23 protein-coding genes are annotated in these 19,861 nt (G+C 70.2%); 6 read left to right on the top strand and 17 right to left on the bottom strand.

Annotated features, from left to right (window positions below):
* Positions 1–213: 213 nt before the first annotated feature.
* Positions 214–1,218, top strand: a complete 1,005-nt coding sequence (locus HGB54_RS03725) for an endonuclease/exonuclease/phosphatase family protein (protein ID WP_228545921.1) — start codon at positions 214–216, stop codon at positions 1,216–1,218.
* A gap of 68 nt (positions 1,219–1,286) precedes the next feature.
* A complete protein-coding gene (locus tag HGB54_RS03720; protein WP_168915262.1) occupies positions 1,287–2,882 on the top strand; it encodes an aminopeptidase P family protein in 1,596 nt (531 codons plus the stop codon).
* A 2-nt stretch (positions 2,883–2,884) separates the two neighbouring features.
* Here the strand turns inward: HGB54_RS03720 and HGB54_RS03715 are convergent, their stop codons facing one another.
* The 9 genes from HGB54_RS03715 to HGB54_RS03675 all read right to left on the bottom strand — a co-directional run bounded on the left by HGB54_RS03715 (position 2,885) and on the right by HGB54_RS03675 (position 12,565).
* Entirely contained in the window at positions 2,885–3,034 is a 150-nt protein-coding gene (locus tag HGB54_RS03715; protein WP_168915261.1) for a hypothetical protein, read from the bottom strand.
* Positions 3,035–3,043: 9 nt separating this feature from the next.
* Positions 3,044–3,829: an LON peptidase substrate-binding domain-containing protein gene (locus HGB54_RS03710; protein WP_168915260.1), complete on the bottom strand. Its 786-nt coding sequence runs from the start codon at positions 3,827–3,829 to the stop codon at positions 3,044–3,046.
* Between the two features lie 137 nt (positions 3,830–3,966).
* Positions 3,967–4,110 (bottom strand): GPGG-motif small membrane protein, encoded by a 144-nt coding sequence (locus HGB54_RS03705; RefSeq protein WP_168915259.1) that lies wholly within the window; start codon positions 4,108–4,110, stop codon positions 3,967–3,969.
* Between the two features lie 140 nt (positions 4,111–4,250).
* Positions 4,251–4,907 (bottom strand): GNAT family N-acetyltransferase, encoded by a 657-nt coding sequence (locus HGB54_RS03700; RefSeq protein WP_168915258.1) that lies wholly within the window; start codon positions 4,905–4,907, stop codon positions 4,251–4,253.
* A 135-nt stretch (positions 4,908–5,042) separates the two neighbouring features.
* Positions 5,043–8,045 (bottom strand): alpha-mannosidase, encoded by a 3,003-nt coding sequence (locus HGB54_RS03695; protein ID WP_168915257.1) that lies wholly within the window; start codon positions 8,043–8,045, stop codon positions 5,043–5,045.
* 24 nt (positions 8,046–8,069) lie between these two features.
* Positions 8,070–8,963, bottom strand: coding sequence for a carbohydrate ABC transporter permease (locus HGB54_RS03690; RefSeq protein WP_168915256.1), 894 nt, complete (start codon positions 8,961–8,963; stop codon positions 8,070–8,072).
* Positions 8,960–9,877 carry a carbohydrate ABC transporter permease gene (locus tag HGB54_RS03685; RefSeq protein WP_228546053.1) on the bottom strand — a complete coding sequence of 306 codons (918 nt, stop codon included), beginning with the start codon at positions 9,875–9,877 and terminating at the stop codon, positions 8,960–8,962. The genes HGB54_RS03690 and HGB54_RS03685 overlap by 4 nt, the downstream gene beginning before the upstream one ends.
* Positions 9,878–9,879: 2 nt before the next feature.
* Positions 9,880–11,244 (bottom strand): extracellular solute-binding protein, encoded by a 1,365-nt coding sequence (locus HGB54_RS03680; RefSeq protein ID WP_168915254.1) that lies wholly within the window; start codon positions 11,242–11,244, stop codon positions 9,880–9,882.
* A gap of 106 nt (positions 11,245–11,350) precedes the next feature.
* Entirely contained in the window at positions 11,351–12,565 is a 1,215-nt protein-coding gene (locus tag HGB54_RS03675; RefSeq protein ID WP_168915253.1) for an ROK family transcriptional regulator, read from the bottom strand.
* 122 nt (positions 12,566–12,687) lie between these two features.
* Here HGB54_RS03675 and HGB54_RS03670 point away from each other — a divergent pair, with 122 nt between their 5' ends.
* Complete coding sequence (locus tag HGB54_RS03670; protein ID WP_168915252.1) at positions 12,688–12,984, top strand: hypothetical protein; 297 nt, start codon at positions 12,688–12,690, stop codon at positions 12,982–12,984.
* Here the strand turns inward: HGB54_RS03670 and HGB54_RS03665 are convergent.
* From HGB54_RS03665 to HGB54_RS03650, 4 genes are all read right to left on the bottom strand, one after another.
* Positions 12,981–13,640, bottom strand: a complete 660-nt coding sequence (locus HGB54_RS03665) for a DUF2461 domain-containing protein (protein ID WP_168915251.1) — start codon at positions 13,638–13,640, stop codon at positions 12,981–12,983. The two genes, HGB54_RS03670 and HGB54_RS03665, sit on opposite strands and share 4 nt — an antisense overlap.
* Positions 13,637–14,233 (bottom strand): hypothetical protein, encoded by a 597-nt coding sequence (locus tag HGB54_RS03660; protein ID WP_168915250.1) that lies wholly within the window; start codon positions 14,231–14,233, stop codon positions 13,637–13,639. The genes HGB54_RS03665 and HGB54_RS03660 overlap by 4 nt, the downstream gene beginning before the upstream one ends.
* Positions 14,234–14,316: 83 nt before the next feature.
* Positions 14,317–14,748 (bottom strand): DUF1761 domain-containing protein, encoded by a 432-nt coding sequence (locus HGB54_RS03655; protein WP_168915249.1) that lies wholly within the window; start codon positions 14,746–14,748, stop codon positions 14,317–14,319.
* Between the two features lie 41 nt (positions 14,749–14,789).
* Positions 14,790–15,338 (bottom strand): DUF1697 domain-containing protein, encoded by a 549-nt coding sequence (locus HGB54_RS03650; RefSeq protein ID WP_168915248.1) that lies wholly within the window; start codon positions 15,336–15,338, stop codon positions 14,790–14,792.
* A gap of 41 nt (positions 15,339–15,379) precedes the next feature.
* Here HGB54_RS03650 and HGB54_RS03645 point away from each other — a divergent pair, with 41 nt between their 5' ends.
* Together HGB54_RS03645 and HGB54_RS03640 are read left to right on the top strand one after the other, a co-directional pair.
* On the top strand, positions 15,380–15,697 hold the full coding sequence (locus tag HGB54_RS03645; RefSeq protein ID WP_168915247.1) for a YciI family protein: 318 nt from the start codon (positions 15,380–15,382) through the stop codon (positions 15,695–15,697).
* Between the two features lie 41 nt (positions 15,698–15,738).
* Positions 15,739–16,038: a Dabb family protein gene (locus tag HGB54_RS03640; protein WP_168915246.1), complete on the top strand. Its 300-nt coding sequence runs from the start codon at positions 15,739–15,741 to the stop codon at positions 16,036–16,038.
* 20 nt (positions 16,039–16,058) lie between these two features.
* Here the strand turns inward: HGB54_RS03640 and HGB54_RS03635 are convergent, their stop codons facing one another.
* From HGB54_RS03635 to HGB54_RS03625, 3 genes are all read right to left on the bottom strand, one after another.
* The gene (locus tag HGB54_RS03635) at positions 16,059–16,670 is read right to left on the bottom strand and encodes a dihydrofolate reductase family protein (RefSeq protein ID WP_168915245.1); all 612 of its coding nucleotides are present in this window, start codon (positions 16,668–16,670) and stop codon (positions 16,059–16,061) included.
* A 98-nt stretch (positions 16,671–16,768) separates the two neighbouring features.
* Positions 16,769–17,089: a HigA family addiction module antitoxin gene (locus HGB54_RS03630; RefSeq protein ID WP_168915244.1), complete on the bottom strand. Its 321-nt coding sequence runs from the start codon at positions 17,087–17,089 to the stop codon at positions 16,769–16,771.
* Positions 17,064–17,345, bottom strand: a complete 282-nt coding sequence (locus HGB54_RS03625) for a type II toxin-antitoxin system RelE/ParE family toxin (protein ID WP_168915243.1) — start codon at positions 17,343–17,345, stop codon at positions 17,064–17,066. Before HGB54_RS03625 ends, HGB54_RS03630 begins: the two co-directional genes overlap by 26 nt.
* A gap of 72 nt (positions 17,346–17,417) precedes the next feature.
* On the opposite strand from HGB54_RS03625, the gene HGB54_RS03620 reads away from it, so the two are divergent.
* The gene (locus HGB54_RS03620; protein ID WP_228545920.1) at positions 17,418–17,996 is read left to right on the top strand and encodes a 1-acyl-sn-glycerol-3-phosphate acyltransferase; all 579 of its coding nucleotides are present in this window, start codon (positions 17,418–17,420) and stop codon (positions 17,994–17,996) included.
* 825 nt (positions 17,997–18,821) lie between these two features.
* Here HGB54_RS03620 and HGB54_RS03615 read toward each other — a convergent pair.
* A complete protein-coding gene (locus HGB54_RS03615) occupies positions 18,822–19,775 on the bottom strand; it encodes a hypothetical protein (protein WP_168915242.1) in 954 nt (317 codons plus the stop codon).
* Between the last annotated feature and the right edge of the window lie 86 nt (positions 19,776–19,861).

The following is a 19,861-nucleotide window of genomic DNA, read 5'->3' as shown; positions in this document are numbered from 1 at the left end:
GCATCTACCCGCACGATCGCGCCGACGGCGCGACCCGAAGCCGGGCCTCGGCCCCCGGGAGGCGACCGGCGCCCGTCGAGGGGACCGCCCGACGGGCACGCGGCCAGGAGCTCAGGGTACGGAGCGCTGCCTGGGCATCGCCCCGCGTCGGCTGCACTCGCAGGGCATGCGCGCACCGGAGCCATAGGGCCGCGCTTGTAGGCTCGCCGGGTCATGGTTATCGTCCGAGTGCTCGCCGCCGCCGTGCTCGTGGCCATCGGTCTCGTGCTGCTGGTGCTGGCCTGGCCGAGCCTGTTCGACCTGGCCGGGGCGCCGATCGTGGCGCAGGTCGTGGCGCTGCGCGGCCTCACCTCGGTCATCGCGGTGCTCGGCGCGCTCGTCTTCGCCATCGTCGCCATCCTGTGGCGCGGCGGACGGCGGTTCTTCGCCTCGCTCGCCGTCATGGCGCTCGCGTTCACCGCCGTCAACGCCGCCGTGCTCGCGAGCCGCGGCTTCGGCAATGACGTGTCTCCCTCTCCGGTCGAGGGTGAGATCACTGTGCTCTCGTGGAACACGCTCGGGGACGCTCCCGGCGCCGACGGGATCGCCCGTCTGGTCGCAGAGAAGCAGGCCGACATCGTCGTCCTGCCCGAGACGAGCGCGGAGACTGCGGAGTCTGCGGCAGTCCAGCTGCGCGAGTCGGGCCGCCCCATGTGGGTGTACACGGTCGCCTTCGACCAGATCGCGAAAGCTCGCTCGACGAGCGTGCTGGTCTCGGCGGCGATCGGCGAGTACGAGATCGATCGCACGGTCGGGAACACTGCCGTGCTTCCGAGTGTCGTGCTCCGGCCACTCGGCCACGATGGACCGACGGTCATCGGCGTACATCCCGTCTCACCCGTCCCGGCTGAACTTCCCCGCTGGCGAGAGGATCTCGCGTGGCTGGATGACCGGTGCCAGGGCGAGCGGGTCATCATGGCAGGCGACTTCAATGCGACTGTCGACCACTTCACGGCGACGCCGGGGGGACCTGCTCTGGGGGCCTGCGTCGATGCCGCGGTCGTCGCCGGCAGCGGAGCGGTGGGGACATGGCCGACGTCGCTCCCGCCGATCCTCGGCGCGCCGATCAATCACGTTGTCACCACTCCTGACATCGCGGTGCTCGACTTTGATGTGATCACGACGCGCGATGACGCAGGCAGCGACCACCGGCCCGTGGTCGCGCGGGTCGTCCTCTAGGCGGGCGTCGGCCGGGCATCCCGCCCCGCCCCCTGCGCGCGGCACGGCGGAGTGCGAGGATGGAGGGCATGGCTGACACGACCGATGCAGATCTGACGAGCGCCGACACGACCGGCGCCGCCGCCCCCACCACCGAGACGGACGCCCCCGCGGTGACCGACGCGAAGGACGCCCCCCGCGCGACGGCGAACCGCTCGACGACCCCCGGCTCGGACGCCTTCAAGACCTACATCTCGCAGGGCTGGGCCGAGCGCCCCTCCCGCGGCGGCGCCGCCCGCCCGCAGGCCGCCCTCGCCGCCGAGCGCCGCGCCGCCCTCTCGGCCCTGTTCCCGGATGCTCGGCTCGTGATCCCCGCCGGCCCCGCCAAGCAGCGCTCCAACGACACCGACTACCCGTACCGCGCGCACTCCGCCTTCGCCCACCTCACCGGCTGGGGCAGCGACACCGTGCCCGGCAGCGTGCTCGTCATGACCCCCGGCGCCGCGGGCGGGCACGACGCCGTGCTGTTCTTCCGCGAGGCCGCCGGCCGCGACTCGGACGAGTTCTACGCGAACCCCGAGATCGGCGAGTTCTGGACGGGCGCGCGCCCCTCGGCCGACGAGGTCGCTGCCGACCTCGCGATCCTGACGCGGGGCCTCGGCGAGCTGGATGCCGCACTCGACGCCGCGGGCGAGACCGAGACGGTGCTCGTGCGCGAGGCCGACCCCGCGCTCACCGCCCGCATCGACGCCCAGCGGCTCAGCGTCGCCACCCCGGAGGGCGCCGACCTGCCCGCGACCGCCGTGGTCGACACCGCGCGCGACGCCCAGCTCGCGCGCGACGCGAGCGAGCTGCGACTCGTCAAGGACTCCTGGGAGCTCGAGCAGATGCGCCTCGCCGTCGAGGCGACCGCGCAGGGCTTCGACGACGTCGTCGCCGACCTCGCCGCGATCGTCGAGCACCCCCGCGGCGAGCGCCTCGTCGAGGGCACCTTCAACCGCCGCGCCCGCGCTGAGGGCAACACCGTCGGCTACGACACGATCGCGGCGAGCGGCCCGCACGCCTGCATCCTGCACTGGACCCGCAACGACGGCCCCGTGCTGCCGGGCGACCTCATCCTCATCGACGCGGGCGTCGAGCTCGACAGCTACTACACCGCCGACATCACCCGCACGCTGCCGGTGAGCGGCACCTTCACCGAGGTGCAGCGCCGGGTGTACGAGGCCGTGCGCGAGGCGGCCGACGCGGCCTTCGCGATCGTGCGGCCGGGCATCCGGTTCCGCGAGATCCACGCCGCCGCCATGGAGGTCATCGCCGCCCGCACCGCCGAGTGGGGGCTGCTGCCGGTGAGCGCCGAGGAGAGCCTGAAGCCCGAGGCTGGCTACCACCGCCGGTACATGGTGCACGGCACCTCGCACCACCTCGGGATCGACGTGCACGACTGCGCGCAGGCCCGCCGCGATCTCTACATCGACGGCGTGCTGGAGGAGGGCATGGTCTTCACGATCGAGCCGGGCCTGTACTTCCAGCCCGACGACCTCACCGTGCCCGAGGAGTACCGGGGCATCGGCGTGCGCATCGAGGACGACATCGTCGTCACGACCGACGGCGCCGAGAACCTGTCGGCGGGCATCCCGCGCACGGCGGACGAGGTCGAGGCCTGGATCGCGCGAGGGCGCGGCTGAGCTCAGCCCTCGTCGTCGTCGCGGTTCTCGCGGATGTACCGCACGGCCTGCCAGATGAGCACGCCCACGGTCGTGAGCGCCATGAGGCCGAAGATCGGCCCGGCCGCCGCGGCGGTGCCGGGGTCGGTCGGGATGGGGAGGGCGACGATCACGCGGTCAGGCTATCGCGGCGGGGTCGGGTCGCCGGGGGTGCCGTCGTCGCGGTTGTCGGCCTCGGGTGCCGCGGGCTCGTCGTCGTCGACGGTCGCCTCGGCGGCGGGCTCCTCGTCCGCGGGCTCCTCGTCCGCGGCGGGCTCCGCGTCGGCGAAGTCCTCCGGCCGCGGGAAGTCGTCGTCATCGTCCCAGCGCACGGTGAGCATCTCGGCGGCGCCCGTCGTCAGCTCGATGAGGTCGCGCAGCAGCTGCTCGGGGTCGGTCGCCCGCAGCAGCCTCACCTGGTCGAGCGGACCGAGCGGGGCGATGCCCGCCAGCTGCCAGAGGGCGTCGTGGGGGTCGTCAGCGAGCTCGATGTCGGCGCCCCACTGCTGCTCGACGAACTCGCTCGCCTGGGCGAGCGTGCGCCGCACGAGATGCTCGGCCTCGACGAACAGCGGTCGCAGCTCCTCGCGCCATTCGAGGTCGGGCACCTCGCGCACCTCGGCGCGCGGGTAGGGGTCGTCGGGCAGCCAGTCGACGACCTCGATGCGCCTGCCGCCCTGGGCGATGAGGCCGATGAAGCCCTCGCTCGCCTCCATCTGGCTGATCTCGGCGATGGTGCCGATGGGGAACCGGTGCTCGCCGCCGCCGACCTCGCTGCCGCGCTCGATGAGCACGATGCCGAAGCGGGAGGGGTCGTCCTGCAGCACCGCCGAGAGCATGACGATGTAGCGCTCCTCGAAGATGCGCAGGGCGGTCGGCATCGCCGGGAACAGCACGGATCCGAGCGGGAACATCGGCATCTCGGTCATGCGGGCAACCCTGGCACCGTTACCTGGGGATGCTCGGAGCCGACGCCGCGCTCCGAGCCGGGCATCCCGCACCGCAGGACGGCGCGGCACCCTTGAGGGGTGCCGCGCCGCGCGATCCTGCTCCCGGTCGGGAGGGATCAGGTGAAGAGGCTGACTCCGCCGGGACCGACGAGCAGCCCGACGACGATGAGCACGATGCCCCACAGGAGCTGTCGACGCACGAGGGCGACGATGCCCGCGATGACGAGGACGACGGCGATGATCCAGAGCAGTGTTGCCATGGTCTTCTCGATTCCAGGCCGGCGCGGCTTCCGCACGGGGGTGTTCGGGTCGTCTGCCCGGCCTGGGGCTCAGGTTAGACCCGCGCGGGTAACCGCGTCACGGGGTTGCGGGCGGGTGTCGTAAAGGGATAAGGCGGCGATCAGGGGCGCTGCAGGCTGAGCCAGCGCTCCTCGACGGCGAAGCCGAGGGCCCGCACCATGCCGAGGCTGCCGGAGTTCTGCGCTGCTCCCCCGGTGGCGAAGGTGCGCACGCCGTCGGCGGCGAGGGCGAGGATCCATGCGGCGACGACGCCCTTCGCGATGCCCTGCCCGCGGTGGTCGCGCGCGACGGAGACGAAGTCGTGGTCGCCGAGGCGCTCGCCGTGCTCGTAGGTCTCGCGGCCGACCGAGACGGCGACGAGGACGCCGTCGGGCGTGCGGGCGCCGAACGCGCGCAGGCCGCGGCGCGGCCATTCGTGCACCTCGTCGAGCTCGGGCGCGTGGTGCGCCGTCGCCGGCGTGTAGGGGTAGTCGGGCGTGGTCTGCCGTTCGAGGGCGACGATGTCGGCGGCGTCAGCGCCGGCTGAGCTTCCGGCGGCGGAGACCCCGCTCGCGGAGGGGTCGAGCTCGACGATGCGGACCCCGGCGGAACGGGCTTCCCGAACCGCGGTCTGCAGACGCCGCTCACCGGCCGCGTCGTGCCCCGCAGTGAGCCGCAGCCGCGCGCCCCACGATTCGCCGACGACGACGAAGCCGGCCCGCAGCAGACCGGGCAGGTCGGGGTCGTCGTCTTGCAGCACGTGGGTTTCGAGGAGCACGGAATCGAGCATAGGTCGAACCGCCGACATCGGAGTAGACCGCCCCGTCCACGGCGTCACGGTGCGTCATGCGGTTCCGCCGGGTCGCGGCGGGGGCGCGGGTGCGCGCCTTCGCCGGTCCCCCGCAAAGCGCACTCAGGCGATCGGGAGTTCGACACGGATCGTGACGATCTCGAACGGGCGCAGGGAGAGACGGATGCCGTCGTTCGAGTCGAACGCATCCTGACGGTCGCCGCGCGCCCGCTCGAGAAGATCGACGCATCGCGCGGCCGCCCACGGCATGACGAGCTCGAGCTCTGCGGTCGCTCGCGCTCCCGCTGCCTCGTAGAGCCGCACGATGAGATCACCCGAGCCGTCGTCGGCGAGCTTCACCGTCTCGATGACCGCCGTCGGCGACTCGAGCGAGACGAGTGCGTCGATCGGTCGGGCGCCGAGCACGGGGCGCGCCGGATAGGCGCGCCGGTATCCCTCCCGAACCGCGTCCATGATCGAGCGGGTGGGCCGCAGGGAAAGGGCGAAGTCGTGCTCGCCGCGATCGGTGTGCGGGTCGGGGAACTCGGGTGCGCGCAGCAGGGAGGCCCGCATCATCGTGCCGACGCCGCGCCCCTCGTGCTCGAGCCGCGTGATGTCCCAGCCGTAGGCGCTCGCGTTGGCGATCGCGACACCCGCCCCCGGCTCTTCGACGTGCACCCATCGGTGGGCCACCGTCTCGAACCGCGCGGCATCCCACGAGGTGTTGCCGTGGGTCGGTCGGTGGACGTGGCCGAAGAGCGTCTCCGCGGAGGCGCGATCGGCGAGCACGGCCACGGGGAGGGCGAGCTTCAGGAGGGTCTGCGACTCCCGCCAGTCCACGTGCACGTCGAGATCGAGCGCGCCGCCGTCGTCGCTCAGCGCCCAGCGGATCGTCGCGGTGGAGTCGCCGAACCGGCGACGGACCACGACGCATCCGCCCTCGTCGATCTCGACGTGCGCGTCGCCCTCGTCCTCCCGGCGCGTGCGGCGATAGTGCTCATCGATATCCCAGGCGTCCCACTGCGTCGGCCGGTCGCGGAAGAGTTGCAGCTCGCCCGCCGGGTGTCCCGGCACGATGAGCTCGAGCCCGGAATCCCGATCCACGAGCGACGAGACGCGACCGTGCGCATCGACGACCGCTCGCAACCGATCGCTCTCGAGAATGAACCCGTGCTCGCTGGATGCCGCTGAGCGATGAACCGGCGGCGAGGCGGGAGCGATCGCGAGGGCAGCAGGCGCGACGGGCGAGGCCTGAGCCTCCAGCTCTGCGTCGCCCTCCCCTGCGAGTGCCGCGAGCGCCCGTTCGATGAGCGAATCGAGAACACGCTCGACCTCGCGGTACCGCTCCTCCGCCTCCTCGTGCACCCACGCGATCGACGTGCCGGGCAGGATGTCGTGGAACTGCTGCAGCAGCACGGTGCGCCACGCTTCGTCGAGCTCGCGCTGCGGATACTCGGCCCCCGCACGAACGGTCGCCGTCGCGCACCACAGCTCGGCCTCGTGCAGGAGGCGCTCGCTGCGACGATTGCCCTGCTTCGTCTGCGCTTGGGAGGTGAACACGCCCCGGTGGAGTTCGAGGTAGAGCTCGCCCGACCAGACGGGCGGGCGCGCGAACTCGCTCCGTGCCTCCTCGAAGAACCGCGCGGGGCCTGCGAATTCGACGCGCGGGGACCCCTCGAGGTCGCCCTTGCGGCGCCCTGTCGCGAGCATCTCGCGCGTCGGCCCGCCGCCTCCGTCGCCCCAGCCGAACGGCACGATCGAGCTCGACCCGGTCGCCTTCTCGGCGTACTGGCGCTCGGCCTTCTCGAGGTCGGCGGCCCCGAGATCGCTCATGTAGCTGTCGACGGGCGGGAAGTGGGTGAGGATGCGCGAGCCGTCGATGCCCTCCCACGCGAAGGTGTGATGAGGCATCCGGTTGGTGTCGCTCCACGACATCTTCTGCGTGAGGAACGCCGTGGCTCCGACGCCCCGGAAGATCTGCGGCAGCGCGCCCGAGAACCCGAAGGAGTCGGGCAGCCACACGATGTCGCTCTCGACGCCGAAGGCATCGCGGAAGTACCGCTGGCCGAGGAGGAACTGCCGCACCATCGACTCGCCGCCGATCATCGTCGCGTCGGACTCGACCCACATACCGCCGACGGGCACGATGCGGCCGACTGCGACGGCCGCGCGCACGCGCTCGAACAGCTCCGGGTACTGCTCCTCGATCCACGCGTACTGCTGGGCCGACGACGCGGCGAAGACGAGCTCCGGATCCCGGTCGACGAGGTCGAGCACGTTGGAGATCGTGCGCGCGAACTTGCGCACGGTCTCGCGGGTCGGCCACAGCCACGCCGAATCGATGTGCGCGTGCCCCACGGCGATCGCGCGATGGGCGCTCGCGTGGGCGGGCTGAGCGAGCTGGTCGGCGAGGATGCGGCGCGCGCGAACCGCCCCCGCCGCAGCGTCGGTCGGGTCGATCGTGTCGACGACCCGAGAGAGCGCCTCGATGATGCGATGCCGACGCGGCTGCGACTCGGACAGGTGCTGTGCGAGGTCCCACAGCGTCGTCGCGTCGTACCAGAGCTCGACCACTTCCGGGTCGCGCACGACCGCGTCGAAGCGCCGCGCCGAGTAGAGCAGCGCATCCCCCGCCGTCGCCCGATGCCCGAGCGTCGTCGAACGGAAGCTGAAGTCGTCGGCGATGTTGGGGTTGGCGGCCGCCTCGATGTAGACCTCGATCGAGCCCGTTCCGCGCGCGAGCGGGACATGGCGGTTGAGCGGCTCGAGACCCTTGATCATGCGTCCGCTCGCGTCGTAGGCGATGCCCTCCGCCTGGAAGCCCGGGAGTCGCGAGGAGTAACCGAGGTCCACCTCGAGCTCCAACTCGCCATCCTCCCCCGCCCAGTCGCCGGGCAGCTCGCCCGTGACCCGGAACCAGACGGTGTCCCAGGCGCGGCCCCAGGCCGAGCCGGCGACGAAGGGTTCGAACCGCTGGTGAACCGCGTGCGCGAAGGGGACCGGCTCGCCGCCGACGACCCAGTGCTCCACGGTCAGCGGGCGGCGCGCGCGCACGCGCTGCGGCTCGAGCACATCGCGGAGGAACCTGTCGATGCGGGCCTCGGTGGTGCGGGTGGTGTCGTGCACGGAACTTCCTTTCGCGGTCGGACGTCAGCCCTTGACCGAGCCGGCCAAGGCGAAGGATCCGCCGATGAGTCGCGAGGCGACGATGTACAGGACGATGACCGGGATCGAGTACAGCATCGAGAACGCCGCCAGCTGGCCGTAGGCGATCGAGCCGAACTGCCCGAAGAAGGTGTAGATGCTGGTGGCGGCCGGTTGCTTCTCGGGCGAGTACAGCAGGACGAACGGCACGAAGAAGTTGCCCCACGCCTGGAGGAACACGAAGACGAACACCACGGCGATGCCCGGCCGCATGAGGGGCACGACCACCGTGCGCAGAGCGCGCATGGCGGATGCTCCATCGATCCAGGCGGCCTCCTCGAGGCTCACCGGCACGGAGTCCATGAAGTTCTTCGTCATGAAGACCGCCATCGGCAGCGACGACGCGGTGAGGAAGAGGATCGTGCCGATCATCGAGTCGAGGAGGCCGAAGAAGACGAAGAGGCTGTAGACGGGCACCATGATCGCGGTGATCGGCAGGCAGGTGCCGAACAGCACGCCGTACATGAATCCGCGGTGGAAGCGCGACCGGTAGCGCGACAGCGGGTACGCCGCGAGCAGTGCGGCGAGGACGGTGATCGTCGCCGTCGCGGTCGAGAGCAGCAGACTGTTCCCCAGGGGGATGAACGTCGTCTGCGGCGTGAGTACGGCTTCGAAGTTCTCGAACGAGACCTGCTCGGGTACGCGCGTCTGGTAGGTCGCCGAGGGGTCAAAGGCGGCGAGGACGAGCCACGCGAGGGGCACGAGGAAGGCGACGACGACCACCGAGAGGGAGATCGTCGCGAGGATGCGGGACGCCGAGCGACGCGGCGCGGCGACGCTCACGGGGCGGCCCGCGACCGCGACGACGGGAGCGGCGCGCGTGCCGGGATCGACGCTCATCGGTCCGCCTCCGCGGAGCGCAGGACGCGGATGTAGACGATGGAGAAGATGCCCCCGATGACCAGCATGACGGTCGCGATGGCCGTACCGAAAGCGACGGCGCCGAACCGGAAGGCCTCCTGGTAGGCGAAGACGGGGAGCGTCGCGCTCGCATTGCCAGGGCCGCCCGCCGTCATCACGTAGATCAGGGTGAAGACCGAGAGCGTCTGCAGCGTGACGAGCATGAGGTTCGTCGCGATCGTGCCGCGCAGCAGCGGGATCGTCACTCTGGTCAGCCGCTGCCACCCGTTCGCGCCGTCGATCTGCGCGGCCTCCGTCAGCTCCGGGGGAACCTCCGCGAGCGCCGCGCGGTAGACGAGCATCGAGAACGCGCACCCTCGCCACACGTTCGCCAGGATGATCGTCATCAGCGGGAGGGTGAAGAGCCAGTTGCCCCCCTCCAGGCCGATCAGGGCGAGGATCTGGTTGAGCGTGCCCTCTCTGCTGAAGAAGGCGTACGCGACGAAGGCCGCGACGATCTCGGGGAGCACCCACGCGAGGATGACGACGCCGCCTGCCATCGTCGCGACGCGCTTGTCGGTCCGCGTCATGGCGAAGGCGATCAGGAAGCCGAGCACGTTCTGCCCGATCACGGCTGACACCACGGTGAAGACCACTGTGAGCCACAGCGAGAGCGGGAAGTCGGGATCGGCGAGCAGCCGCTCGTAGTTGGCGAGGCCGACCCACTCGGGCGAGGTGGCGGAGGCGCCCGTGAGCGTCGTGTCGGTGAAGGATCCGACGATCGACCACACGATGGGCCCGAGCAGGAACACCGCGAGCAGGACGAGGGCGGGGAGGAGGGGCCCGGTGCGGGCCGCCGATGCTGCTGCTCGGCGGCCCGCGCTCGGCCCGCGTCGCCGCGAGCCGGTGATCACGGTCACTTCTCGATCACGCCGTCCGCGCCGACGATCGACTCGACCTCCTGGTCGTAGGCGGCAGCGGCTTCCTCCGGCGTCGCCTGCCCGGTGATGACCGCCTCCGTCGCGTTCTGCACGGCGGCGGAGATCTGGTTGTACTCGGGCGTGGCGGGCCGGAAGTTGGTGACCTCGACGAGCTCGGTCACGTCACCCACGAAGGGGTTCGACTCCAGGTAGCTCGACTCGGCCGCGACATCGGCGCGGACGGCGATCTGCGAGTTCTCCGTGACATAGGACAGCGAGTTGTCGAAGTCGAGCGCCATCGTGAGGAACTCGAATGCGAGGTCGGGCATGTCGCTCTGCGCGCCGACCGCGAGGGTCCATCCCCCCGACATGCTCACGCCGTCGGCGTCGCCGTCCTGCGTCGGGAACGCGGTCGCGCCCATCTGCTCGGCGTACTCGGGCCACTCGTACGATCCGCCCTCGACCCAGAACGAGGGCGTGTAGGAGCCCTCAATCGTCGCCCCGAGCCTGCCTTCGGGGAAGAGCTCGCCGAAGACGGACTGCCAGACGTTGGGGTCGAGCGCCTGATCGGCGGGGAGCGCGTATCCCTCGTCGTAGACGGTGTCGATGAACGCGAGCGAGTCGATGAAGCCCTGCGAGCCGACGACCCACTTGCTCGACTCCGAGTCGAAGAGCGCGTCGCCACCGAGCTCGGTGCCGTAGAGGAGCTGGTAGAAGCCCTGCATGTTCGACCCCTCCCCCGTCCCCGTGCCGGCGTAGATCATGAACGGCACGGCCTCGGGGTCGGATTCCTGCACAGCGGCGGCCATCTCGAGCACGTCATCCCAGGTCTCGGGGTTCCACGGCGTGGCGATTCCGGCAGCCTCGAGGACGGGGATGCTGTACCAGAGCGCGCGGGTGTCCGTGCCGAGCGAGACCGCGTACGTGCTGCCATCCGTACCGACCCCGGCTTGCTTCGCCGCGTCGCTGAACTGGTCCCAGTCGTCCCACTCCGCGACGTAGTCGTCGAGCGGCAGGAGGTAGCCCGCCTCGGCGTCGGCGCGCACGGTGGTCGTGTCCTGGTAGAAGACGTCGGGCGCCGTGTCAGCGGATCGGTGGGAGAGCGCGAGTCGGGTCTTGTAGTCCTCATCGCTCGCGGAGACGGGCTGGAGGTCGACCGTCACGTCGGGGTACTCGTCCTCGAACTGCGTCTTCACGGATTGGAAGAGCGTGTCGAGCGCCGTGAACGCGTCCGTGCGGATGTAGCTCACGGTGAGGGTCTCACCGTCGGCCTCCTCGCCGGCGGCACTGCAGCCGACGACTCCCAGGAGGGCTCCGATGGCGACGGCCGCCCCGGCCGTCGTGAGGGTAGTGCGCCGCATGCTGTGCTCCTTTGCTCCGCCGGTGCGCGGGACTTCGTCGTCCCGTGCGAGGAGTCGACCCCTGGTCGCCCCCCGGGGGTAAGTAAATCGAATGGACTAAACCCCGTCAAGGGGTCGATGCCGGAAGGAGCAGCGATTGCGTACGAGGAGAGAGCCCCCGCTCCAGGACGAGCGACGCCGCGCCGATCGCGACGACGTCCTGACCCGCGCCGGAGCCGACTACGCCGATCGGGTGGATGCTGCGGGCCGCGCGCATGCGATCGAGCTCCGCCGGCACGATCGTGAGGAACCGCTCGTCCACGCGATGCCAGAACGGGCCGCCCAGGATGACGCGGTCGACGTCGAGCAGGTTCGCGATCACGGCGAGCGCTCGGGCGATGCGGACGGCGCAGCGATCGATGACCTCGAGCGCCCCGGCCTCGCCCCGTCGAGCGGCGTCGCTCAGTCGGCTGAAGGCGGCGTCGATGCGGACGGTGTCCCACTCCTCGCCCGGGGCGGGACCGTCGACGAGGTGGGCGGCCTCCCGCACCATGGCCTCGGGCGTGCACGTGACGGCGACGCATCCGCGATTGCCGCACCAGCACTCCGGCCCGGCCGGGTCGACCACGATGTGCCCGATCTCACCCGAGTTGTCGAGACTGCCGCGGATGATCTCGTCATCGATCACGAGCCCCGCCCCCACGCCCGTTCCGAGATACAGGAAGACGAAGGAGCCCGGGTGGGCGGCGGCTCCGCCCGTCCAGATCTCGGCCACCGCAGCAGCGGTGACGTCCTTGTCGAGGATCGTGGGCAGTCCGAGGCGCTCGGCGAGAGCATCCCGCAGCGGAACGCGGTGCCAGCCGTGCAGGTGCGGAGGGTCGACGAGCGTGCCCCCGAGTGGGTCGATCGGGCCGGGGGCGGCGATGCCCAGCCCGCTGATGCGGTCGCGGTCGACACCGCTGGTGGCGATGAGCCCGTCGAGCGACCGTGCGATCGCCTCGATCACCTCCGCCGGCTCCTGCCCCAGCGGCGTCGCGATGCGGTCGTGCGCCACGACCGAGCCCACGAGGTCGAGCATGACGGTCGTCGTGATCGTCGGATCGAGGTGCACTCCGAGGGCGTAGCGCCCAGCTGGATTGAGGCGCAGCATCGTGCGCGGCTTGCCCGGACCGCTGACCTCGCGGCCGGCCTCGGCGACGAGATCCGCGTCGAGGAGTCGCCGCACGATGTTCGAGATGGTCTGCGCCGAGAGGCCCGTCGCCTCGGCGAGCTGCACCCGACTCAGCCCTGCCGGGGCGCGGCGCACCGTATCGAGGATCACCGACTGGTTGAAGTCGGCCATCGCGGGGAGATTCGTGCCCCGACGATGCGCTCCCTCGACGCGCGTCACTGACGTGCCGTCGCTGCGCCGCTCATGGTTGCACGATAGCGCGCGCGGACATCGCCGTCGGCTACCGTCATCGCATGACTCGTGCACGCCGCTTCCCGCGCGGGTTCGGCGTCGCCATGGCCGTGGGCGTCGGCCTCGTCATCACCGGCGTCATCCTCGTCCTGCGCCAGCCCGAGACGTCGTTCGGCTGGTTCGCCTACGCCCCGTTGACCGCCGGCAGCGTGGCGCCCGTGAGCTTCTTCCTCGGCCCGTTCGGCATCGCAGGCACCGTCGCGATCGGTCTCGGCATCGGCCTGGCCGCGTTCGCCAGCGGCTGGATGCTCGCCCGCCGCCGCCCGTCACGCGACCCCGACCGACCGGCCTCCGATTAGCGCCGCTGTGCCGGCAACACCGTCGGGCCGACGTTCTCGACGAGCCAGTCGTTCCAGATGCCGATCGTGCGCCAGCCCTCGCGCACGCGGTCGAGCGACTCGGGCCCGAACATCCAGGGCTCGACCGGGTGCACGCGGCGGATCGCGAGGTTGCGCAGACGCAGCAGGTCGATCTTGGGGTGGTCGACGGTGAAGCCGCGCGGAGCAGTGGTGAGAGCATCCTCGTCGAAGACCTCGAAGCCGGACTCGCCGACCTCCTCGATCGTCGCCTCGAGGTCGCCGACCAGGCGGTTGTCGTCGACGATCGCGCGGAACCGCTTGAGCTGGTCGGTCGCCGGCCGGTAGTAGCCGCCCGCGAGCATGAGCCCCGTCTGCGACAGCTGCAGGTACAGCGCGGTGCCGTCGGCGGGCGTCGTCACGAGCCCGAGGTGATCCTTGTAGGGGCGCTTGTCGGCGCTGAACCGCACGTCGCGGTACGGGCGGAAGATCTTGACCGGCCCGAACTCGGCGCCGAGCTGCTCGATGAGCGCATCGGCGGGTGCGCGCACGGCCTCGTCGTAGCGGCGCTTGTTCGCCAGCCACCACTCCTTGGTGTTGTGCTGCTCGAGCTCGGCGTAGAGGGCGGGCGCGTCGGGGTCGAAGCCGGTGAAGGTCACAGGGGATGCTCGCTCTCGGTCGTCGCGGCGGCGCCGCCGTCCTCGGCGGGGGTCTCGGTGTCGAGCGCGCCGGCGGCGGTCAGCAGCGCGAGCTGCTCGCGCTCGTGCAGGTAGTCGGCCAGCGGGCGCAGCGCGGAATCCGGGGCCGAGGTCATCCAGCGCACGAGCACGACGCCGTCGCGCAGCACGAGCGGGGCGACCTCGGCGCACATGGCCTCGGGGTCGTCGAGGGGCAGGAGGCGGGCATCCAGGTCGACGACGGCGCCCTCGTCGAAGCCGGCGCTCAACGCGGTCAGCCGCAGCGCGCGCCGCTGCTGGGCGCTCTCGGCCTGGTGGCCCGGCAGCTGCTGCCGCGTCGCGCGCACCGTCGTCGCGGGAGCCCAGGCGTCGCCCTCACGGGTGGTGATGAGCACGCCGAGCCGCCAGCCCTCCCCCGTGCGGCGCATCGTGGCCGAGCGCGGGATGACGCCGAGCACGCGGCGGGCGCCGACGGACGTCGCGAGCTGATCGGGCGCGATGCCGGCCGTCTCGAGCCGGGCCGCGGTGGCGGCGAGCGCCGCTCGGGCGTCGCGCAGGGCCTCGGCGTCGGTCATGGCTCCATGGTGCCGCACGCGGGTGGGCGGGCGCTCAGGGCCGAGCCGATGCCACGCCGGGCGCTGCGTGCCGGGATGCTCCGCTAGACGCCGATGAGCCCGACGACGAGCCCGGCGAGCGTCAGGCCGACGACGTCGCCGCCGACTTCGATCGCCCACACCCGGAACCCGTCGCCGCCGAAGAGCCGGTGCGAGAGCGAGCTCGCCGCCGCGAAGCCGATGCCGAGCAGCAGGCCGCCGAGCGTTCCGCCGAGCGCGCCGACCGGCTCGCCCGTCGCCTCGACGACGAACCACAGCACGATGGCGAGCGCCGCCACCTGCACGAGCGCGCCGAGCGCCGTCATGCCGAAGACGACGGCCATGCCGTGCGAGCCCTGGGGCTCGGCCGGGTCGAGGCCCTTCGCGCGCATCCAGGCCGGGTAGAAGGTCTTCGGCCCGAACCAGATCGCGCCGGTGATGAAGTAGACGGCGAAGCCGGCGAGCACGGCCAGCCAGTTGAGTTCGGTGAGCACCATGGGGCGAACCTAGCGCCGCGCGGGTGCGCCGGTAAGTGGACTCAGCGGGTGTCGGACGAGACGGTGCGCACGAGATCCACCAGGGCGACGATGGTGCGCGCATTGCGGGCGGTGGCGACGACGCCGAGGCGCCGCTCGAGGGTGGTGCCGAGTCGGGAGCTGCGAGAGGACTCGGCGAAGAGCATCCACGCCCCGCCCTCGACGACGACGATCTCATCACCGCCCCAATCGGCGGTGAGCACCGCCTGCACCGCGCTCGGGGCCGCTGCGTCGAAGATCGACGCGTGCACGAGCAGGGGGTCGGTCTCGGGCCACGGGTTCGCACCGTGCATCGCCTCGAGCTGCGCGAGCGTGCGCACGATCACGGGGATCTCGAGGCCCGTTTGATCGTGGATGCTGCGCGCGACCACCCCGCCGAGCGCGGCCGCATCGGCCGACGCCACCGCGAGGTTGCCCGACTGCAGGTGGTGGCGCACCGGCACCCCCAGCTCGGCCTCGAGGCTCGCCGCGAGCGCGCTCTGCGGAACCTTGTTGCGCGCCCCGAGGTTGACGCCGCGCAGCAGGGCGATGCAGGGTTCAGGGGCGGTCACCGGGGCACGCTACCGCGCTCGGCCCGCGACGAGGGGGAACCATGCGCCTCATGATCTCGGTGATCGACAGCCGCGCGAACTCGGGCACGCCCGACGAGATGGTCGCGATCGACGCCTTCAACGACCGCCTGACGGATGCCGGGCACTGGGTGCTCGCGGGCGGGCTCGCGGCCCCCGACCGCTCGGTCGTGATCGACGGCGCCGCGGGCTCCGAGCATGCCGGCCCGCTCGTCGAGGCGCCGGAGTGGGTCTCGGGCTTCTGGGTGATCGACGCGCCGGATCGCCCCGCGGCCGTCGAGCTCGCGCACGCCGGGTCGCGCGCCTGCGGGCGCCGGGTCGAGCTGCGCGAGTTCCTGTAACCGCCCCGGGGAGAGCGCGCGCCGGGCGTACTGTCATCGCCATGGCCATCCAGCACACCGTCGTGTTCCGACTCGTCCACCCCCTCGACTCCCCCGAGTCGGCCGCGTTCCTCGCGGATGCGCGCGAGCAGCTCACCTCCGTCCCCGGGGTTCAGCACTTCGCCGTGCACCGTCAGGTCAGCGCGAAGAGCGCGCTTGAGCACCAGTTCTCGATGGTCTTCGACGACGAGGCCGCCTACGAGGCCTACTCCGCGCACCCGACCCACACCGCCTTCGTCGCCGAGCGGTGGGTGCCCGAGGTCGCCGAGTTCCAGGAGTTCGACTTCGTCGACGCCGCCTGACGGCGAGGCGCGGCCCGCGCTCAGGCGGGGTCGACCCGCCAGCGCGTGAGCACGCTGCCCGACGCCTCCCAGGTCTGGGTCTCGAGCAGCTTCAGCGCCACCGGCGGCCGCGAGTCGAACAGCGGCACCCCCGAGCCGGCGATCAGCGGGAAGGTGGCGAGGTGCAGCTCGTCGACGAGGCCGGCGTGCATGAGGTCGTTCCAGAGCAGGCGGCCGAGCACGATCAGGATGCCCCCGCCGGTGCCCTGCTTCAGGCGGGCGACCTCGGCGCGGGCATCCCGAACCGGCACGATGCGGCAGTTCTCGTACGGTTCGAGATCCTGCTCGGTGATCGTGTCGGAGACGATCACCTTCTCGACGCGCGCGAACAGGGCGGCGTACTCGCGCCGGATCGCCGTCGCCGACGGGTCGTCGGGCACCGTCGCCCAGTAGCCGAGGTTGCCCAGCGCCGAGCGGCGACCGGAGAGCAGTACGGTGTCGGAGTCGCGCAGCAGGGCCGTCGTGTGGTGGTCGAAGTCGTCGGAGCCGCGGTAGTCGGGGTGCTGGTGCTCGAAGAGGGAGGCGATGTCGTGGTCGTCGTCCTCGTAGCGTCCGTCGACGGTGACGAAGTTGCAGACGGTCAGGGTGCGCATGCGGGCCAGGGTAGACCGCGGTCGGCGAGCCGCCGGGCGCGCCCATCACAGGGGGCGGGTCATCACCACACTGTCGTACGACGCGAGGCCGGGCCGGCTCACGCGACCTGCAGCGGCGTGATCGACGCCACCTTCTGCTGCAGCGCTTGCCGCCCGACGCGCAGCTCGTAGTGCGACTGCAGGTTCATCCAGAACTCCTCCGAGGTGCCGAAGTAGCGGGCCAGCCTGATCGCGGTGTCGGCCGTGATGCCGCGCTTGCCGTGCACGATCTCGTTGATCCGCCGGGGCGGCACGTCGATCGCGACGGCGAGCCGGTTCTGCGTGATGCCGAACGCCTCGATGAAGTCCTCGAGCAGGATCTCGCCCGGGTGGATCGGGGCGATCCTGCCGCTGTCAGCGGTAGTCGACGAGTTCGACATCCTCCGCGCCTCCTTCTCTCCAGATGAAGCAGATGCGCCATTGGGCGTTGACGCGGATGCTGTGCTGACCTCTGCGATCGCCCGCGAGCTTCTCCAGGCGATTGCCCGGTGGGACCCGGAGGTCCTCCACGTCGTGCGCCGCGTGGAGCAGCTCGAGCTTCCGCAGTGCCGCACGTTGGACCACGCGATCCATGCCCTTGACGTACTGCTCGTTCCAGATCCGCTCGGTGTCCTTGCTGCCGAACGACCTGATCACCGCGCCAGTGTATAACGCTCTGCGTCAATAACGCTAGGCGTCATGCCGATGCGCGGCGCGTACCCTTGTCACGTGCGCCTCCGTCGTCTCACTGCCCGGGCCTTCTGGGCCGTCAGCCGCTGGCGCCTCGCCACTGAGCCGGCGCCCGACCGCCCCACTCTGCTGATCGGCGCCCCGCACACCTCCAACTGGGATTTCGTGTTCATGCTCGCCATCACGTGGCGGCTCGGCATCCCCATCCACTGGCTCGGCAAGACGAGCCTCTTCCGCGGCTGGCGGGGCGCGATCATGACCCGCCTCGGCGGCATTCCCGTGAATCGGGATGCTCCGCAGAAGGTCGTCGCCGACGTGGTCGCCCGCATGCGCGCCGGAGAGGTCTTCAGCCTCGTCGTCACCCCCGACGGCACCCGCTCGGGCCACACCCACTGGAAGTCGGGCTTCTACCGCATCGCCCGCGAGACCGGCATGCCGGTGACGCTGGGGTACGTCGACCGCACGACGATGACGACCGGGCTCGGGCCGACTTTCGCGCTGACGGGCGATGTGGCCGCCGATATGGATCGCATCCGCGCGTTCTACGCCGACAAGGCGGGTGCCCGGCCGGAGCATCGGGTCGAGCCCCGGCTACGCGAGGAGTTCGCGGACGAGTAGCGGCGGCCAGGTGATGCGTGAAGGCCGAATTCCACCGCCTAGCGGCACGGATCTACTACTAGGCGAGCGGTCGAATCATGGGCTGGCATACACACCGTTATGGCACGAGCTTGAGCCCAGGTTTTGGCTCGGCCGCTAGGCCAGACCGTTTCGGTTCCGGCCAACTAGGCAGATCCAAAATGCCGCCTCCATACGCGAGCACAGTCTGCGACGCGAGGTCACAGCTGGCCTGCACGAAACCTTCGGCACCCATGAGGCGCATCGAGTTCTTCCCGTCCGCGAGCGGCCAGAGCGCGCCAGACTTATTCGAGACCAAACGGGGATCCTGACCGTGGTTCAGAAGATCTCGGAGCATCTTCATGTCACCGAGGTAGGCGTTGAGTTGTTGCGTTCCTGAGTAGACAACCCAGCGAGAGCGCCGGCCGGGTCGATCCTGAAGAAGTGCACGCGTTCGCACAGCCCAATCGTTCGTGAACAGTCGAACGTCCTGCTTTGCGCCTGCGTCACGGAGTCTGCCGGGGTTCAGAGGTATGACGCGAGTTTCGTCATCGCCCCTCAAGATGTCATTGAAGAATGCCTCAATCGCCCCATAGGCCATAGTAAATACCGCCCAACGCAGAGCGTGCTGCTTCTTCGACTGCCCGAGTCGATTGCCGCCATCGTCGTATAGCCGGTTGATATCGCGATGAAGCGTTATGAGACGACAAGGATCCTCAAGGCCACCAGCAAGATGGTGGGAAGCCGCAATCACGTTAGGCAACAGTACGTGCGCCCCCATAAACATACTCTTCCCGTTCGGAAACAATGACCGTACTCCGATTCGCCCTAACTCGGGTCGTCCTCCGCAAAAATTCCGTCCGGCAGAACATCTGCGTGGTGTTCACGCAAATACCGCTTGACGTCGAGGAGGGAAGCATCGTGCTGCAGGCCGCGCTTGTAGTAGAGCAGGCGCTGGTCCGCATTCTCGAGAATCTCCGACCAGCGTCGCACCCAGACCCGGTAGCGCAGCGGGGAGTTCGGATCGAGGTCCGATTCGTCGAGCAGACCTGACTCACGACCACGCTGGTTAATGTCGCGTCGCACGTCACTGTTGTAGTCGTTCACTACGAGCACGAAATCCCACACCGTGTTAGTGCCAGCAAACTGCGGATCCTCGACGATAGCGCGGGCGTAGCCTTTGATTTGGTTTGCTTCCTTGTACGACGCAACCACGGATGGGGCCTTCAGCTCCACTACTAGATGCCGCTTCGTCTCGTGCTCGGGTGCCGCGAGTGAGAACATCAGGTCAAGGCGGCCCTGGGTGCCATCTGTCTTGGTGACTTTCTGGATTGACTCTCCTTCGCGGCCAAGCGTGCTGAGGTGTTGCTCGAGCGCTCGGGTGAGACCGATCTCTGAACCCATCATGTTGAACTGCTCGCCGAAAAGCCAGCTTTCGCGCTCCAGGATCTTGTGCAGGTGGTCGCGCTCTTTCACGAGCCCTTTGGCTTCAGGATTGAAAACGATCTCGCGGAGAGCGCTCAGGAAATCTAGCCGGTCGGTTACATCGGTAGTCGCCCGTATAAGCCGCGAGAGCGGTGTGCGCTCAAGCAGCCGATCTAGCTCCTGGCTCTCACCCTCGGTGAGTCCTACGTAGTGATCCAGGAGCGTCTTCACGCCATCCGGATTCCGCTGGAGGGTGTCTTTGAGGAGCCCCAGCGTCAACTTCTCTTGGTCCCGCTTGTTTGGAATGTGCCGGCGTACCGCAGTAGCAATCACATCGAATGTGGCTCGTTCGACCACTTCTTCGTCTGAAGCCGGATCGCCCGCGTACGGGTATGTCTTCGTCTCTTTCCAGCGGTCGACGAGGTCGCGACGCTGCTCGGCGC

This window comes from Microcella flavibacter (assembly GCF_012530535.1).
Lineage (GTDB): Bacteria > Actinomycetota > Actinomycetes > Actinomycetales > Microbacteriaceae > Microcella > Microcella flavibacter.
Note: the sequence above shows the minus strand (reverse complement) of the source record. Positions and strands in the feature narration are given on the sequence as shown.